Genomic DNA, 17391 nt, shown 5'->3' with positions numbered 1-17391 from the left:
ATGTCCGAACAGTCAAGAACCGTCGCGGTTCTGGGCCCCACCAATACCGGCAAGACCCATTACGCGATCGAGCGGATGCTGGGCTATCGCACCGGCATTATTGGCTTGCCGCTGCGCCTTCTGGCGCGCGAGGTCTATGACCGGATCGTGGCAGTGCGCGGGCCGTCGGTGGTGGCGCTGGTGACCGGCGAGGAACGGATCGTGCCGCCGCGCGCGCAATACTGGGTCTGCACCGTCGAGGCGATGCCCGAGGGGATGGGCACTGATTTCGTCGCCATCGACGAGATTCAGCTTTGCGCCGATCCCGAGCGCGGCCATGTCTTTACCGACCGGCTCTTGCGGATGCGGGGCCTGCGCGAGACGCAGTTTCTGGGCAGCCATTCCATGCGTCCGACCATCGCGGCGCTGGTGCCGGGGGTGGAGTTTCTGGGCCGCGCGCGCATGTCGCAACTCAGCTACACAGGCGCGCACAAGATATCGCGGATGCCCGCGCGCAGCGCCATCGTGGGCTTTTCGGTTGAGAACGTCTATGCCATCGCCGAGTTGATCCGGCGGCAAAAGGGCGGTGCGGCGGTGGTGATGGGCGCGCTTTCCCCCCGCACGCGCAACGCGCAGGTGGCGCTTTATCAGAATGGCGATGTCGATTATCTGGTGGCCACCGATGCCATCGGCATGGGGCTCAACCTCGATATCGACCATGTGGCGTTCTCGTCGCTCACGAAATTCGACGGGCGGCGGATGCGCCCGCTGTTCCCGCATGAATTGGGCCAGATCGCGGGCCGTGCGGGGCGGGGGATGCGCGACGGCACCTTTGGGGTCACTGGCGAGGCCCCGGATCTGGAGCCGGACCTGGCCGAGGCGATCATGGATCACCGCTTTGCCCCGGTGCGCAAACTGGAATGGCGCAACGCGCGGCTGGCTTTCGGCTCGGCGCAGGCGCTGATTGCCTCGCTGGAGGCGCGACCCGAGCATGAGTTGCTGACGCGCGGGCGCGAGGCCGACGATCTGGCAGCGCTCAAGACGCTCGCAGAGGTGCCGGATGTGCGCGCGCGCGCCTCTGATGCGCCCGGCGTGCGGCTGTTGTGGGATGTCTGCCGCATCCCCGATTTTCGCGGGATAAGTGCGGCTGAGCACGCCAGCCTCTTGGAGCGTATATTCTGCGACCTGCACGAGTGGGGCCGCGTGCCCGATGACTGGCTGGGCCAACAGATCAGCCGCATCGACCGCGTGGATGGCGATATCGACACGCTCTCGAAACGTCTCGCGCATATCCGCACATGGACATACGTGGCGCAGCGCAAGGGATGGGTGGATGACGAAACCCATTGGCGCGAGGCGACACGCGCGGTAGAAGACCGCCTGTCGGACGCGCTCCACGGCGCGTTGACGCAAAGATTCGTGGACCGGCGCACATCCGTGCTGATGCGCCGGCTCAAGCAGAAGGAGGCGATGGTGGCCGAAGTGAACGATCAGGGCGCCGTCAGCGTCGAAGGCGAATTCATCGGGCGGCTGACGGGATTCCGCTTTGTCCGCGACAAGGCGGCGGCGGGACAAGAGGCGCGCACGCTGGAACAGGCGAGCCTTGCGGCCCTTGCGCCCCATTTCCATCTCAAGGCGGATCGGTTCTACAACGCCCCCGATACCGAGATCGACTTTACCGAACAGGGCGGCCTCATGTGGGGCAAGGACGCGGTCGGCAAGCTGGTGGCCGGCGCCGATCCGCTGAAGCCGCAGGCGGTGGCCTTTGTCGATGACGAGGCTGGGCCGGATGTGGCCGCCAAGGTGCAGCGCCGGTTGCAACATTTCATTGATCGCAAGGTGGCGACGCTGTTCGAGCCGCTGATGGCGATCAGCCGAGACGAGACGCTGAGCGGGCTTGCGCGCGGCTTTGGTTTCCGGCTGGTCGAGGGCATGGGCGTGCTGCCGCGCGGCGACGTGGCCGAGGAGGTCAAGGCGCTCGATCAGGAGGCGCGCGGCGCGCTGCGCAAGCATGGCGTGCGTTTCGGGCAGTTCACCGTGTTCCTGCCGCTGCTCCTGAAGCCCGCGCCGACGCGGCTGCGGCTGGTGCTGTGGTCGCTTGGCAAGGGGCTTGAGACCTTTCCCGAGGCGCCGCCACCGGGGCTTGTGACCGTGCCCGCCGATTCGGATGCTCAACCGGGCTATTTCGCGATGGCGGGCTATCGCGCTGCGGGCGAGCGGGCGATTCGCATCGACATGCTGGAGCGGCTGGCCGATATGCTTCGCTCTGTCGACGGGCGGGGCGGGTTCGAGGCGACGGCGGATATGCTGTCGATCACCGGCATGACGCTGGAGCAATTCGCGGGGCTGATGCAGGGGCTGGGTTATCGCGCCGAGCGCGCCGAGCGCGAGAAGGTCAAGCCGGTGGACAAGGCCCTGGCCGAGGCCCCCGCCGATGCCGCCGACGCCGCCGAGGAGGCCCCGGAGACCGCCGAGGAGGAGGCCGCCGCCCTGCCCGACGAGGGGGTGGCCCCCGTCGTGGAGGTGCCACAGCCCGATCCCGAGATCGCCGCCGATATCCCCGAGACCCCCGAGGAAGAGATCGCCCCCGGCGATGCGCCCGACGTGGCAGCACCGGAGATCGAGGTATTCTATACCTTCACCTGGGCCCCGAGACAGCCACGCGGTGCGCGCCCGCAACAGGGCGGGCGCGGCAAGGCGCAGGGGAAATCCGAGGGGAGATCAGAGGGCAAGCCGCAGGGCAAATCCGGCGGCAAACCCCGTGGCAAGGGCAAGCCGGGCGACGGCAAACCCCGCGAGGACCGCGCCAAGAGCTTCAGCGCGCGCCCCGAGAAGAAAGACCGCATCGACCCCGACAACCCGTTTGCGGCGGCGTTGATGGGGCTCAAGACTAAAAACTGACGCAAGACGGTTTATATCAACAGAACTCGAAATGCCGAGGAGGTTCCGGACATGGCGCAGGTGAAGGAGAAAAAACTGTCGCCGAAGCAAGCGGTGGATGAGGCGTTCCGGCATTTCAAGGAGCTTTACGAATGCGACATCCTTAGTCATCTACTGCTTGAAGGGCTTCGCTATGACGAGACGCGAAATCTTTGGGAGGTCACGATCGGTTTTGATATCGGTCGAGAAAAAATCGTTGGTGGCCCACTGAGTTTTGCTGAAAAAAAGCTAGAGCCGATTCGAGAATTTCGCGTTATTCGCCTTAACGCAGAAGACGGCGCATTCATCGGACTTGACCACGTGTGAAGCGGCTGCTGCTCGACACCAACCTTCTGGTGCTGTGGATCGTCGGCAACCTCGATCCGGCTCGCATAGGTCGCAGACGGTTGGAGGCTTTCGAGGGAGCGCATCTGTCGCGGCTCAATGATATCTGCGCCGATTTTTCCCACCACGTCTCGACACCGAATATCCTCACCGAAACCTCCAACCTGATCGGCTCCGGCAAGCAACAATTGTGTCGGGGTGGATGTGATGTTCTGGCGGAATATATCGCCACTCTCGATGAGATTTACGTGCCGAGTGTGGACACTTTGAAGGCGCCGTTTTTTGCCCATCTCGGATTGGCCGATGCGTCTCTTGCGGTGCTTGCACGGCGTGGCGATCACGTTCTGACCGCCGATGGCCCGCTTTACGGCATGTTGATGGGGCATGGAATTATGGTCGAGAATTTCTGGCATCGTGTCGAGGTGACGCGGTGACAGAGCCTTGCCCCAAAATCCGCCTCGACAAGTGGCTGTGGCAGGCGCGGTTCTTCAAGACGCGCAGCCTCGCCGCCGGACAGGTCACGGGCGGGCATGTGCGCGTCAACGGCAGCCGCGCCGCCAAGCCGGCGCAGCAGGTCGGGGCCGGTGACGTGCTGACCTTTGCCCAAGGGCACCACGTGCGCGTGGTGCGGATCATCGCGCCCGGCACGCGCCGTGGCCCCGCCCCCGAGGCGCAGGCGCTTTACGAAGATATCACCCCGCCCGAGTCCCGCGACAGTGCTCCGCCCAACCCGCGTTACGAGGGAAAGGGCCGCCCGACCAAGCGTGATCGCCGCAAACTCTTGTCCGATGGCTCTGGCCCGCTTGAATGATCGCGCCGTCTGGACTAGGTCACACCCGAACCGCCGCGCATCCGGCAAGCACGTGAGACGCCCATGACCTATATCGTCACCGACAACTGCATCGCCTGCAAATACACCGACTGTGTCGAGGTGTGCCCCGTGGATTGTTTCTACGAGGGCGAGAACATGCTGGTGATCCATCCCGACGAATGCATTGATTGCGGCGTATGCGAGCCGGAATGCCCCGCCGACGCGATCCGCCCCGATACCGAGCCGGACATGGAGCCATGGGTGGAATTCAACCGCAAGTATTCCGAGGCCTGGCCGGTCATCGTGACCAAGAAAGACCCGCTGCCAGAGGCCGAGGACCGCGACGGCGAAACCGGCAAGCTCGAGAAATATTTCTCGGAAACGCCCGGCGAGGGCGGCTGAAGGGCGATTCGCCACTGGGCGGGCGCAGGACCTGCGCCGCAATGGCGCAACCCCCTGACCAGAAAGGTCAAAAACACGCCCTGCGCGGCGCGCTCTTTCTTTGAGGCGTAATTTGTGTTATGGTCTCTTCACGAATAACATGATGCGCCTGAAACCGTCTCCACCTCATTCGCTGCCGGGGTGGAAAACTCATGACATGAAACACATATACCTGACCCGCTCGGGGTTTAGGAATGTGTTGTTTTATGTGTCGGATGGCGCGCTGCAAGGAAAGAACCGTATGTCGAAAGCCAGAAAGACCGAGTTTCGCCCCGATGAATACGTCGTCTACCCCGCCCATGGCGTCGGGCAGATCATCTCGATCGAGGAACAGGAAGTCGCGGGCATCACGCTCGAGCTTTTCGTGATCTCTTTCGAGAAGGACAAGATGACGCTGCGGGTGCCCACGGCCAAGGCCACCGAAATCGGGATGCGCAGCCTGTCGAGCCCGGACGTGATTTCCAGGGCGATGACCACGCTCAAGGGCAAGGCGCGCGTCAAGCGGGCGATGTGGTCGCGCCGCGCGCAGGAATACGAGCAAAAGATCAACTCGGGCGACCTGATTGCGATTGCCGAAGTGGTGCGCGACCTGCACCGCAGCGACGATCAGCGCGAGCAGAGCTATTCCGAGCGTCAGCTTTACGAGGCCGCGCTTGAACGTCTGACCCGCGAGGTGGCCGCCGCCTCGGGCGGTGACGAGGTGCAGGCCGCACGGCAAGTGGGCGATGTGCTGGTGTCCCGCGCCGCCTGAGCCGGATCAACTCCAACGATCAAGGCCGCACCCCTCCGGGTGCGGCCTTTTTCTTGGGTCGGGGGCGCGTGATCTACCCTATCCGCGCGCGCCGTCGAACTGTGCCACGCGAATGCCTGCGGCCTCCAGCCCCGCGCGCAGGGCGCGGGCGATCTCGACAGCCTCGGGCGTATCGCCATGCAGGCAGATCGTGTCGATCCGTGTGGGGATGTGCGTGCCATCCTCGGCGATGATCGCGCCCGCGCGCAGCATCTCGAGGATGCGTTCCGCCGCGTGATCCGCGTCATGGATCACCGCGCCGGGCTGTCGCCGGTCCACCAGCGTGCAATCGGCGTTATAGGCGCGGTCGGCGAAGATCTCACAGGCGATGCGGGCATTCAGGCTCCGCGCCGCCGCCTCCTGCGCCGTGCCCGCAAGCACCATGACGATGATCTCGGGATCGACCGACAGCGCCGCGTCGTAGCAGGCGCGGGCAAGGCCCTCATCCTCGGATGCCATGTTGGCCAGCGCGCCGTGCAGCTTCAGATGCCGCACAGCACCCCCCGCCGCGCGCGCCATCGCCTGCGCCGCGCCCAACTGATAGCGGACCTGATTGGCCAGCGTCGCATGGGGCACGTCCATGCGGTTGCGGCCAAAGCCCTGAAGATCGGCCAGACCGGGATGCGCGCCGATGCCGGTGCCATTCGTCACCGCGCGGGCCATCGTCGCCGCCATCACATCCGGGTCGCCCGCGTGAAAGCCGCAGGCGATGTTGGCGGAGCTGATGATATCCAGCAGCGCCGCGTCATTGCCCATTTTCCAGGGGCCAAAGCTCTCGCCCATATCGGCGTTGAGATCGACGGATTTTTGCATGGCTCATTCCTCCTCGTTCCCGGCAATCGCGCCGCTGATGAGTTGATAGGACAGAAGATCGCGGATGTCGTGGGGGTCGCGTGTCAGGTGGGTCAGGCGGCGGCGCAGGGTGGCGCGGGCCTCTGCGGCGCGGCGTTCGGCGGCCAATGCCTCATCGGGCGCAACGAAACGCAGGCGCAGGACGGTGCCGGGGGCGGCCTGCGCCACACGCGGCAGGTCGCAGGGAAGCACCGCGCCGATTCGGGGATAGCCACCCGTGGTCTGGCATTCTGCCATCAGCACGAAAGGCGCACCATCGCCGGTGATCTGGATGTCGCCGGGCACGATCGCCTCCGACAGCACGGTGAGGCCCGCGCGGGCGGCAAATCCCGCGCCATCGGGGGCAAGGCGCACGCCCATGCGGTTGCCACGCGCGTCGCGGGTAAAGCGGGTCTGCTCGAAGCGCGTCACCTCGTCGTCGGGGAACATGGGGGTCTGATACCCCGCCACCACCCGCACCTCGCCGCCCGCGAAGCGGTCCTCGGGGTCGAGGAGAAGGCCGGTCTCCTGCCCCCGGTCCGGGCCGATGGGAAGGCTATCGCCTGCCACAAGCGGCGCGCCGATCCCGGCGGCAAGATGGGCGGAACGCGCGCCGAGCACCTCAGGCGTGGCGATGCCGCCGCCCAGATGGAGGTAGCCATAGACGCCGGCAGTGGCCGGGCCGATGGTGAGCCGCGCGCCTGCGGGCAGAAGGTGCGAGGCATTCCACGCCACCGGCGCGCCGTCGATGCTTGCCCGCATGGGCGCGCCGGTGAGGGCGATGCGCATGTCCTCGGAGGCGATGAACGTGCCGCCCATCCCGGCCATTTCCAGCGCCGCCGTCTCTGCCCCCTGCCCCAGCAGCGCCGCGCCCTCATGGATTGCGAGACGGTCCGCCGCCCCGCCGCGCGACAGCCCATAGGCAAGGTATCCGGGCCGCCCGAGATCCTGCACGGTCACGCCCGGACCGGCCTGATGGATGTGCAGGGCGCGGCTCATCGGATCGCCTCGAAGGTCGCGCCGCCATCGGGGCCACTTTCGCGCAGGCGCTCATACTGCTCGCGCGCCACGGCGTCGAAAATCACCTCGTCACCGGGGCGCAGCACAAAGGGCGCCTCGGCCTCGGGGCGAAACAGGCGAAACGCGGTCTGCCCGACATGCCGCCAGCCGGTCGGCGTCGAGACCGAAAAGAGCACAAGTTGACGGATCGCCAGCACCAGCGCGCCCACGGGCACACGCTCGGTCAGCGCCTGCTGGCGGGGGATGTTCCAATGCGCGGGCAATTCACCCAGATAGGGCTGACCGGGGGCGAAACCGATGGTCTGCACGCGCACACGGGTGCCAGCGATCTCGGTGGCGGCGGCCTCGGGCGAAAGCCCCGCCTCGCCTGCCGCCTCAGAGAGTTGCGGGGCGAGATCGGTGCCGTAAACGGTGGGGATGCGCCACAGGCGGCGGCCCTCCGGCAGGGCCTCGGCATACCAGTCGCGGCTGTTCAGAAGCGCCTGCATGGCGCGCGCCACGGCCTCGGGATCAGTATGGAGCGCGTCAAGCCGCAGGAAGACCGAGACCAGCGAGGTGGATGTTTCCTCCACCCCCTCGGGTGTGGCCCGCTCCACCGCCGCGCGAAAGGCCAGCGCCGCGCGGTTGCCCGCCTCGGACAGGCTGTCGCCGAACGACACCAGAAGACCGTCGAGGCCGACCCGCCCGATGCGGGGGAATGTGCCTTGGGTAGTGGTATCGGTCACGTCGATTGCGTCCTTGTCCTGCCGCGGTCCGGTCTACTGCACCGCGTTCGGCAAAAACAGGGCGATCTGCGGAAAGGCAATGAGCAGCCCCGCCATCGCCAGCATGGTCGCGGCATAGGGTGCCGCGCCCACCATCACCTCTGACATGCGCCCGCCCTGCCGCGCGCCCTGCACCACATAGAGGTTGAGGCCCACAGGCGGCGTGATCAGCGCCATCTCAATGAGCACGATCATGAGGATGCCGAACCATATCGGATCGAACCCCTGCGCCACCACCAGCGGCACGACAATGGGGATGGTCACCACCATCAGCGACAGCGTCTCGATGAAGAACCCGAGCACGATATAGATGACGACGATCACGAGGATCGTGCCCAAGGGCGAAAGGCCGAGACCGCCGAGCATAGCTTGCAATTCGCGGCCCAGACCGGCGGCAGCAAGGGTGAAGTTCAGAAACGATGCGCCGATCACCACCAGCATGATCATCGCCGTGATCTTGACCGTGCCCAAGAGGCTCTGGCCCAGCACGGCACCGTTCACCGTGCCGAAAAGTGCGGCTATAACCAGCGCGCCCGCGACACCCACCGAGGCCGCCTCGGTCGGCGTGGCCCAGCCCTTGTAGATCGAGCCGATGATCGCGGCGAATAGCAGGATGATCGGGATAAGCTGCACCAGCGCCCGCAGCATCTGCACGAACGGAAACACCCGCCTTGTGCCGCCCAGATCGGGGCGCACGAGGCAGATGAGGACGGTCACCAGCATGAACGCGAGCGCCAGCCCGATGCCGGGAATAAGCCCCGCCAGAAACAGCTTGGGGATCGAGCTTTGGGTGAGAAAGCCGTAGACGATGAGGTTGATCGAGGGCGGGATCATGATGCCCAGCGTGCCCCCCGCCGCGATGGCCCCGGAGAATAGCCGCGGATCATAGCCGAGCTTTTCCGCCTGCGGCATGGCGACGGTGGCGACGGTCGCGGCGGTCGCCACGGAACTGCCCGAGGTGGCCGAAAACATCGTTGCCGTGGCCACGTTGGCATGGACAAGACCGCCCGGCAGCCACGACACCCAGCGATCAAGCGCGGCATAGGTGCGCGTGGCAATGCCCGAGCGCACGAGGATCTCGCCCAGCAGAACGAAGAAGGGAATCGCGATCAGCGTGGGGTTGTTCGAGGTGGACCAGACGAGATTGCCGAGGCCCCGGATCAGCGGGAAGGGGGTGAAGAAGATGTCGAGGCCAAAGCCCAGCAGGAACAACACGATGCCCACCGGAATGGACAGGCTCAAGAGGCCCAGAAGGCCGAAAACCGCGTAAGAAATCATTGCACCGCCTCCCCTTCGCCCACCACGCCAATCGCGCGGTCGGCGGCATCGAAACGGCCCTGCACCACCAGCACGAGCGCGGCAAGGAAGGTGAGCCAGGCCATCAGCGCGAACCACACCCAGCCCGCGAACCAAGGCAATTGCACCAGCGCAAGCGGCGTCTCCAGCGGCGTGTTGGCGCGGGACGCATTGGCGAGCGAGCGCGCCACCACCGGCCAGCCTTGGATCGCCACAAGGCTGACCGTGCCCGCCAGCACCATCAGCGAAAACAGATCGAACACCGCACGCACCGCCGCGCCGCCCCGCGCGCGCAGGATATCGATGCGCACATGGCCCAGCTCCATTAGCGCATAGCCCATGCCCCAGGCGGTGGCGATGGCCATGACATAGCCGCTGATCTCGTCGGTGCCGCCGAACGAGGCATGAACCCGGCGCAGCGCAACATCCGCCAGCACCAGCGCGACGCAGGCCAGAAGGCCCGCGCCCACCAGCACCGCCACCACGCGGTTGATCCGGCGCAGCGCACGCAGCACCGCCTCGGCCCGTGTCGCCGCGCCGGTCATGCTCAGTTCACCGCGCCGATGGTGACGCCGACGGTCGCGCCGACGCTCTCATTCCAGCGCTTGGCCCAATCATCGCCCGCGCGCGCCGCCCAGTCGGGCAGCACCTTGGACACCAGCACCTCGCGCGCGCGTGCGAAATCGGCATCCGACACTTCGACCAGTGTCATGTCGCGCGCCTCGCCCGAGGGGCACACGCCATTGCCGGTGAGGCAGGCGATGTCATTGACAAGCGCGTCCTGCGCGGTGGCCCAGGCCTTGTCCTCGAAATTGGTCTTGATCTCGGTAGCGATCAATTCCTGCGTGCCCGCGTCAAGGCTGTTCCAGCGGTCAAGGTTCATCGCCGTCACCACGCTGTCCCAGCCGCCCAGCGGGATGGGCAGCAGGTGGGTTGAGACCTCCCACCAGCCGGCGCTATAGCCAGAGCCGGCCCCGGTCACGGCGCAATCCACCACGCCGTTTTGCAGCGCGCCGGGCACCTCGCCAAAGCTCACGTTGATGCCCTCGGCCCCCAAGGCTTCGAGGAATTGCGCGGTCATGCGGCCCGAGGCGCGGACCTTCAGCCCCTCCAGATCCGACAGTTGCGTCACTGGCGCGTTGCAGAACACCACCTGCGGCGGGTAGGGCGCGATGGCAAGGACGTGGCTGTTGAAGCGGTCGTGGAAGATATCCTGCACCATCGGGCGGGCGGCCTCGACCATCGCGCGCGCCTCCTCCGCGGTCAGCGCCAGAAGCGGCACGTCAAGCCCCTCAAGCTCGGGCGCGTCTGCGACGGCATAATCGGCCACGGTCATGCCCACGTCATAGACCCCGTCGCCCAGCAGGCGGTAAACGTCCCCCACGCCCAGGTTCATCTGGTTATGCGTGGTCAGCGCCACGCCGATCTTGCCATTCGAGGCGGCGGGCAGGGTCTCGGTCCAGAACGGGGCCTCGTATTGCTTGTGCAGGGGCAGGCTGGACCAGCTACCAACCACCGAAAGCTCTTGTGCGGCGAGCGGCGTGGCGAGGATGGCGGTTGTGGCGAGCAGGGCAGTGAGGGTTTTCATGGGTAACTCCTTGTTGGTTTCCTGGTTAATTGGCCGGTGAGAGCACCGGGGTTTCCGCGTCCTCGGGAATATCGGTGATCAGCATATGGCCGGGCCTGTGGGTGATGCAGAGCGCGGGCGCGGCGGCCTCGATGGCGGCTTGCGGGGTGACGCCGCAGGCCCAGAAGACCGGCACCTGATCGCCGGTCACGGGCGCGGGATCGCCCCAGTCAGGGCGCGCCAGATCGGCAATGCCAAGCGAGGCCGGGTCGCCCACATGCACCGGCGCGCCATGCGCCAGCGGGTAGCGGCGCGAGAGCGCGATGGCCTCGTCCACGCGGTCAGGATCAATCGCGCGCATACTGACCACCATGTTGGAGCGGAATGGCCCGGCGGGCACGCAAGGGATCGACGTGCGGAACATCGGCACCGTGGTGTCATGGGCAACATGCCAAAGCGGGATGCCCGCCTGCATCAACGCATGTTCGAAGGTGAAGGAACAGCCCAAGCCGAACGCCACCATGTCCCCGGTCCACAGATCGCGGATATCGGTCGCCGTGCCATCAAGCCGCCCGTGGCGGTAGATATTATAGGCGGGCACGTCGCTGCGGATGTCGATATCGCGCCCCAGCGTGTGCATCATCGGGTTGCCGGTATCCGACACGCCCACCAGCGGGCAGGGCTTGGGGTTGCGCTGGCAGAAGCGCATGAAATCAAGCGCCGCCGCCCCCGGCAGGATCACGATATTGGCCTGAAGATACCCCGCGCCCAGCCCCGCCGTATGGCCATGGTAACGCCCGGCGCGGATCGCGGCGCGCAGGGTGGCGAGGTCTGTCTGTCTCAGGCTCTCGAAATCGGTGGTCACGGGCGGCCCCCTCGTTGCATGATCCGAGGGTGACTGGGATGGCCTATAAAATCAAATCGAATAAATTTGTCGGATGATATAAAAATTGATGATCGCCTGACAGCCCGCCATGCCGCCAAGGGCATCACGGGGTCACGCGTTACCCCCCCCCCTCACCGCGCCGCCAGCATCGCCAGCCGGATCAGCGCGCGCTCTACCAGCGCCATGTCGGGGGCGCGTTGGCCTGCCGAGCGCAGGGTGAGGTCGGTCTCGGTGAGGATCGTGAGCGCCTGTTCCAGCCGGGGTGCGCCCCAATGTTGCGCCTGTCGCAGCATCCGGTCGCGGCGCGGGCCAAAGACCGGCGGGCGCATGCGGGCGATGCCCTTGGCCGCGCCGCCGGGATCGGCGGCGGCGGTGTAGAGCGCGCGGAAATGGCGCGCGGCCCCGATGCACAGGCCCACCGGCTGCACGCCCTGCGCCTTCAGCCGCCGCAGCACCGGGCCGATCTCGCCCGCGCGACCATCGGCCACCACGTCGAGGATATCATCGAGATCGGCCTCGGTCGAGGCGGGCGCACAGGCCGCGATATCCAGGGCCGAGAGCGGCGCGGGATCGCCGATCTTGTAGAGCGCGAGCTTGTCCATCGTCTGGCGGAAATCGCCGGGGTCGAGCGTGCGCGCGAGCACCTCCAGATCACCCATCACCGGCCCCGGCACATCGCGCAGCCCGGCGCGCGCCAGCACGGCCTCGATCTCTTCGCGCGAGGGCGGATCGTCGTAGATCGCGGCGGCATAGGCGTTGCGGTGGCCCTCGAACGCCTTGCGCAGCTTCGATGTGGGCTTGAGCTGACCGGCGGTCACGACGATCTGCGCGTCGCCCTCGGCCCAGTCGGCCAGCGCGGCAAGGATCGGATCGGCCACGCCGTCGCCCGCCTCATCCACCAGCACGGCACGCGGGCCGGGAAAGAACCCGCGCGCCTTGACCGCATCAAGCAGCACCGCCGGATCGCGCCGCAGATCGCTTGCGGGCAGGCGGCTCAGGCGCATCTCTTCCTCTGCACCGGGGCCAAGCAGCGCGGCGATCATCTCTTGCCGCCGCAGCGCCACGCGCATCGCGTCGGGGCCATAGATGAGCACCCCGGTGCGCTGCGGCTCGGGCCGGGCGAAATAGCGGGCGGCCTCGCGGGTGCCGAGCTTCATTGCGCCCGCGCGCCCGCCGCGGCAGCGAGGCGGATGAGCATCTGATCGGCGAGCATCTGCATCAGCCGCACCTCGGCATCGCGTTCGGCGGCCTGCGAGGCCACCGGCGTGCCGAAGTTGGAATAGCCCGTGAAATTCGTCACTTCGCCGCGATCCACCACCGCGCCCGTCTCCAGATCGGTGAGGGTGTAGCGCAGCCTGCCGATCACGTTGAAGCGCCCGGTGACGTTGCTGCGGTCGATGGCGATGGCCTCGGAGCGCAGCGCGATCTCGGGGCGCAGCTCAAATTGGGGCGCGGACGGGCGGCCAAGGCGTGTCTCGATCTCGCGGGTGAGTAGGTAGCCTGCGCGGGTGTCGGGCGCGGTCACGCTGACCTGCCCCATCAGCGCGTCACCGCCACCGCCGGGCGCATAGGCGGGGGCAAAGCCGCAGCCCGCCAGCGCGGCGAGGCCCGAGAGCAGGAACAGGCGGCGATCAGATGACGACATTCACGATCCGTCCGGGGACAACGATGATCTTTTTCGGCGCGGCCCCTGAGAGCGCCTTTTGCACAGCATCATGCGCGAGCGCCAGCTTTTCAACCTCGGATTTCGCCATCTCGCGCGGCACGGTGATTTCCGCGCGCCGTTTGCCGTTGATCTGGATGGGCAGGGTTACCGTCTCGTCGATCAGCATTGCCGGATCGGCCACGGGCCAGGGCGCTGTGGCGACAAGCCCCTCGCCGCCGAGCATGGCCCAGATATCCTCGGCCAGATGTGGGGTCATCGGGGCCATGAGCTGCGCCAGCGTGCGGGTGGCGGTGGTTTTCGCCTCTCGACCCGCCTGCGATTTCACCAGCGTGTTGGTAAAGGCATAAAGCCGCGCGATGGCGGCGTTGAAGCCGAAGGACTCGACGCCCTTGGTCACCTCGTCGATGGCCTTGTGCATCTCGCGCAACAGCGCCTCGTCGGCCTCTGGCGTGGCGGTCTCGGGGGCGTTTTCGACCTCCGAGGCCAGCCGCCAGACGCGGGAAAGATGGCGATGCGCGGCCTCGGCGCCCGAGGCGGTCCATTCCACATCCCGCTCGGGGGGGCTGTCCGAGAGCACGAACCAGCGCGCGGTATCGGCCCCGTATTGGGCGATGATGGTGGAGGGATCGACGACATTCTTCTTGGATTTCGACATCTTGGCGGAGGGGATAATTTCAATAGCTACACCGTCCTCCGCATCAATTTTTGACTGCTCAAAAAGGTCGTTTTCGTTAGTAGGTTGACGCCCCGCCTCTCTAAGCCTCTCTCGCAACACAGCAAATCTTTGGCCGTGCATACTAGAGAACGGAACCACGTCCTCGGGTAGGTGATATTGCGTGTAACCTATGCCTCCACCAAGTCTATCGCCGGACTTGGTGACCGCTTTGGAGGCATAGATCTCATGCGTCACCATGCCCTGCGTAAACAGCGCATCAAACGGCTCGATGGCCTTCTCGGGCAGATGCCCGCAAATCTGCATCGCGCGGGCGAAGAAGCGGGAGTAGAGCAGGTGCAGGATGGCGTGCTCGATGCCGCCGATATACTGGTCCACGTTCATCCAATACTCCGCCTCGGCCAGATCGGTGGGCGTTTTGGCATGGGGCGCGGTGAAGCGGGCGTAATACCAGCTTGAATCCACAAACGTATCCATCGTGTCGGTCTCGCGCGTTGCCGCAGCACCACAGCGCGGGCAGGTGCACTCGCGCCATGTGGGGTGCCGGTCCAGCGGGTTGCCGGGCGCGTCGAAACTCACATCGTCGGGCAGGCGGATGGGCAGGTTTTCCTTGGCCTCGGGCACCACACCGCAGGCATCGCAATGCACCACCGGGATCGGGCAGCCCCAATAGCGTTGGCGCGAGAGGCCCCAATCGCGCAGGCGGAACTTGGTTACGCCCCGGCCGATACCATTCGCCTCGCAAACCGCAATCGCGGCTTCGATGGCCTCTGCCCCGGTCTGCATCTCCTCGCCCGCGATGGGGCGGGTATAGCGGACGGCCTCGGGCTTGGGCGGTATATAGGGGCTGGCGGCCACGTCATGCGCGCCCTCGCGCGGCTGGAACGTGTCGATGATCGGCAGGCCGTATTTGACCGCGAAATCATGGTCGCGCTGGTCATGCGCGGGCACGCCGTAGATCGCGCCGGTGCCGTAATCCATCAGGATGAAATTGGCGATCCAGACCGGCAATTCGCAGTCATTGTCAAACGGATGGCGCACGCGAAGGCCGGTGTCGAACCCCAGCTTCTCGGCCTTCTCGATAGCCTCTTCGGTGGTGCCACCGCGCCGCGCCTCGGCGCAGAACGCCGCCACCTGCGGGTTCTCGGCCTCCAGCCGTTTGGCCAGCGGGTGATCGGGCGAAATGCCGAGAAACGAGGCCCCCATCATCGTGTCGGGCCGCGTGGTGTAGACCTCGATCCGGTCATGCCCTTCGGGCCCGTCGATCAGCGAGAAGGCGAATTGCAGCCCGCGCGAGCGCCCGATCCAGTTTTCCTGCATGATCCGCACCTTGGCGGGCCAGTTGTCGAGCGTGTCGAGCGCATCGAGCAATTCCCCGGCGAAATCGGAGATGCGGAAGAACCATTGCGTCAACTCGCGCCGCTCCACCTCCGCGCCCGAGCGCCAGCCCTTGCCGTCGATCACCTGTTCATTGGCCAGAACCGTCATATCGACCGGGTCCCAGTTCACCACCGCCTCCTTGCGGTAAACGAGGCCCTTTTCCAGAAAATCCAGAAACAGCGCCTGTTGCTGCCCGTAATATTCGGGGTCGCAAGTGGCAAATTCGCGGCTCCAGTCGATGCTGAGGCCCAGGGGCTTCATCTGCTCGCGCATCGTCTCGATATTGGCGTAGGTCCAGTCCTTGGGGTGGCCTCCGCTCGCCATCGCGGCATTCTCGGCGGGCATCCCGAAGGCGTCCCAGCCCATCGGGTGCAGCACGTTATGCCCGGTCGCGATCTTGTGGCGCGCGACGACATCGCCCATCGTGTAGTTGCGCACATGGCCCATATGGATGCGCCCCGACGGGTAGGGGAACATTTCCAGCACGTAATATTTGGGCTTGGCGGCATCGCGGGCGGCGCGAAACACCTGCGCCTCGTTCCAGGCCGCTTGCCATTTCGCTTCGATCTCGGCGGGGGAATAGCGCGACATGGGCCGTGCCTTTCTTGCTCTCGTGTGCGTGTTGGCAGGGGTGATAGGCGCTTGGTGCGCGCGGGTCCAGTCAATGTGCGCAAAAATGCGGGGCTTGGCCCGGTGCGGGTGCCGCCGTTATAAGCATCCGGGCGCACAAGGGCAGGCAGGGCCGTGAACATCCTCTTCATCCACCAGAATTTTCCGGGGCAATACAAACACCTCGCGCCCCGGCTGGCGCGGCTGGGGCATCATTGCGTGGCGCTGACCCTGCGGGTCAAGGAGGCGCGGACATGGCAGGGGGTGCGCGTGATCCCCTACAGCCTGCCCAAGCGCGCGGGGCAGGCGCTGCACCCGTGGCTGGTGGATTTCGACACCAAGCTGACGCGCGGCGAGGCGTGCTGGCGCGCGGCGCGTGCGCTGAAAGAGCGCGGCTATGCGCCCGACGTGATCCTTGCGCATCCCGGCTGGGGCGAATCGCTCTTTCTGCGCGATGTCTGGCCCGAGGCGCGGCTGGGGCTTTACTGCGAGCTTTACCACCTCGCGGGCTGGCCGCATCTGGAGTTCGATCCCGAATTCCCAAGCCGCGCGCCGGAGGCCGAACCGCTGCGCATCCGGCTGAAGAACCTCAACAACATGCTGCATTTCGAGCAGGGCCATGCCGGGATCAGCCCGACGCGGTTTCAGGCCGATACCTTCCCCGCGCCGTTTCGCGAGCGCATCACGATAAGCCATGACGGTATCGACACGGTGGCCGCCTGCCCCCTGCCCGATGCGCGGCTGGAGGTGGAGGGCGCAGGGGTCCTGAGCCGCGCCGACGAGGTCATCACCTTCGTGAACCGCAACCTGGAGCCCTATCGCGGCTATCACGTCTTCATGCGCGCGCTGCCGCGGCTCTTGCGCGAACGGCCCCGCGCGCGGGTGCTGATCGTGGGCGGCGACGAGGTCAGCTATGGCGCGCGCCCGCCCAACGGGCAAAGCTGGAAACAGATTTTCATCGACGAGGTGCGCGGGCAGATAGCGGACGCCGATTGGGCGCGGGTGCATTTCCTCGGGCGCATCCCCTATGACCGGTTTCTACGGCTTTTGCAGGTGAGCCGCGTGCATGTCTACCTCACCTATCCTTTCGTGCTGAGCTGGTCGCTTCTGGAGGCGATGGCCTGCGAGGCGGCGATTGTCGCGGGCGACACCGCGCCGGTGCGCGAGGTCATCACTGCGGGCGAGACCGGGCGGCTGGTGGATTTCTTCGATGGCGAGGCGCTGGTGGCCGAGGTCTGCGCCCTGCTCGATGACGGGGCAGAGCGCAAACGCCTGGGCGCGGCGGCGCGCGCCCTCATCCGCGCGCGCTATGATCTCCAGACCATCTGCCTGCCGCGCCAGGTGGCGTGGGTCGAGGCACTGGCAGCGGGCAAGACGCGGCCCTGAATGCGCGATCGAGCGCGGGCGGACGTCA

Annotated in this window: 17 protein-coding genes; 7 read left to right on the top strand and 10 right to left on the bottom strand. The window is 66.2% G+C overall.

Annotation, left to right across the window (positions count from 1 at the left end; translation table 11 throughout):
- The 6 genes from ABIE58_RS04660 to ABIE58_RS04635 all read left to right on the top strand — a co-directional run bounded on the left by ABIE58_RS04660 (window position 1) and on the right by ABIE58_RS04635 (window position 5246).
- Window positions 1-2880, top strand: a complete 2880-nt coding sequence (locus tag ABIE58_RS04660) for a helicase-related protein (protein WP_354543528.1) — start codon at window positions 1-3, stop codon at window positions 2878-2880.
- 51 nt (window positions 2881-2931) lie between these two features.
- A complete protein-coding gene (locus tag ABIE58_RS04655; protein WP_354543527.1) occupies window positions 2932-3225 on the top strand; it encodes a hypothetical protein in 294 nt (97 codons plus the stop codon).
- A complete protein-coding gene (locus ABIE58_RS04650; RefSeq protein ID WP_354543526.1) occupies window positions 3222-3677 on the top strand; it encodes a PIN domain-containing protein in 456 nt (151 codons plus the stop codon). Before ABIE58_RS04655 ends, ABIE58_RS04650 begins: the two co-directional genes overlap by 4 nt.
- The gene (locus ABIE58_RS04645) at window positions 3674-4054 is read left to right on the top strand and encodes an RNA-binding S4 domain-containing protein (protein ID WP_354543525.1); all 381 of its coding nucleotides are present in this window, start codon (window positions 3674-3676) and stop codon (window positions 4052-4054) included. The genes ABIE58_RS04650 and ABIE58_RS04645 overlap by 4 nt, the downstream gene beginning before the upstream one ends.
- Before the next feature lie 63 nt (window positions 4055-4117).
- Entirely contained in the window at window positions 4118-4456 is a 339-nt protein-coding gene (fdxA, locus tag ABIE58_RS04640; RefSeq protein WP_354543524.1) for a ferredoxin FdxA, read from the top strand.
- 280 nt (window positions 4457-4736) lie between these two features.
- On the top strand, window positions 4737-5246 hold the full coding sequence (locus ABIE58_RS04635) for a CarD family transcriptional regulator (protein WP_354543523.1): 510 nt from the start codon (window positions 4737-4739) through the stop codon (window positions 5244-5246).
- Window positions 5247-5324: 78 nt separating this feature from the next.
- Here the strand turns inward: ABIE58_RS04635 and ABIE58_RS04630 are convergent, their stop codons facing one another.
- The 10 genes from ABIE58_RS04630 to leuS all read right to left on the bottom strand — a co-directional run bounded on the left by ABIE58_RS04630 (window position 5325) and on the right by leuS (window position 15959).
- Window positions 5325-6098, bottom strand: coding sequence for a LamB/YcsF family protein (locus ABIE58_RS04630; RefSeq protein WP_354543522.1), 774 nt, complete (start codon window positions 6096-6098; stop codon window positions 5325-5327).
- A gap of 3 nt (window positions 6099-6101) precedes the next feature.
- Entirely contained in the window at window positions 6102-7115 is a 1014-nt protein-coding gene (locus tag ABIE58_RS04625; RefSeq protein ID WP_354543521.1) for a 5-oxoprolinase subunit C family protein, read from the bottom strand.
- A complete protein-coding gene (locus ABIE58_RS04620) occupies window positions 7112-7861 on the bottom strand; it encodes a 5-oxoprolinase subunit B family protein (RefSeq protein ID WP_354543520.1) in 750 nt (249 codons plus the stop codon). Before ABIE58_RS04620 ends, ABIE58_RS04625 begins: the two co-directional genes overlap by 4 nt.
- Window positions 7862-7894: 33 nt before the next feature.
- Window positions 7895-9178 (bottom strand): TRAP transporter large permease, encoded by a 1284-nt coding sequence (locus ABIE58_RS04615; RefSeq protein WP_354543519.1) that lies wholly within the window; start codon window positions 9176-9178, stop codon window positions 7895-7897.
- Window positions 9175-9741, bottom strand: a complete 567-nt coding sequence (locus ABIE58_RS04610; protein ID WP_354543518.1) for a TRAP transporter small permease subunit — start codon at window positions 9739-9741, stop codon at window positions 9175-9177. The genes ABIE58_RS04615 and ABIE58_RS04610 overlap by 4 nt, the downstream gene beginning before the upstream one ends.
- A 2-nt stretch (window positions 9742-9743) precedes the next feature.
- Window positions 9744-10784, bottom strand: a complete 1041-nt coding sequence (locus tag ABIE58_RS04605) for a TRAP transporter substrate-binding protein (RefSeq protein WP_354543517.1) — start codon at window positions 10782-10784, stop codon at window positions 9744-9746.
- Between the two features lie 25 nt (window positions 10785-10809).
- Window positions 10810-11628, bottom strand: coding sequence for a putative hydro-lyase (locus ABIE58_RS04600; protein ID WP_354543516.1), 819 nt, complete (start codon window positions 11626-11628; stop codon window positions 10810-10812).
- Between the two features lie 152 nt (window positions 11629-11780).
- Entirely contained in the window at window positions 11781-12806 is a 1026-nt protein-coding gene (gene holA / locus ABIE58_RS04595; RefSeq protein WP_354543515.1) for a DNA polymerase III subunit delta, read from the bottom strand.
- Window positions 12803-13294 carry an LPS assembly lipoprotein LptE gene (lptE, locus tag ABIE58_RS04590; protein WP_354543514.1) on the bottom strand — a complete coding sequence of 164 codons (492 nt, stop codon included), beginning with the start codon at window positions 13292-13294 and terminating at the stop codon, window positions 12803-12805. The genes holA and lptE overlap by 4 nt, the downstream gene beginning before the upstream one ends.
- Window positions 13281-15959, bottom strand: coding sequence for a leucine--tRNA ligase (gene leuS, locus ABIE58_RS04585; protein ID WP_354543513.1), 2679 nt, complete (start codon window positions 15957-15959; stop codon window positions 13281-13283). The genes lptE and leuS overlap by 14 nt, the downstream gene beginning before the upstream one ends.
- A 153-nt stretch (window positions 15960-16112) precedes the next feature.
- On the opposite strand from leuS, the gene ABIE58_RS04580 reads away from it, so the two are divergent.
- Window positions 16113-17363 carry a glycosyltransferase gene (locus ABIE58_RS04580; RefSeq protein ID WP_354543512.1) on the top strand — a complete coding sequence of 417 codons (1251 nt, stop codon included), beginning with the start codon at window positions 16113-16115 and terminating at the stop codon, window positions 17361-17363.
- The last annotated feature ends 28 nt before the right edge of the window (window positions 17364-17391 follow it).

This window comes from Roseovarius sp. MBR-78, assembly GCF_040547535.1.
GTDB lineage: Bacteria > Pseudomonadota > Alphaproteobacteria > Rhodobacterales > Rhodobacteraceae > Roseovarius.
This window is presented reverse-complemented; position numbering and strand designations above follow the sequence as displayed.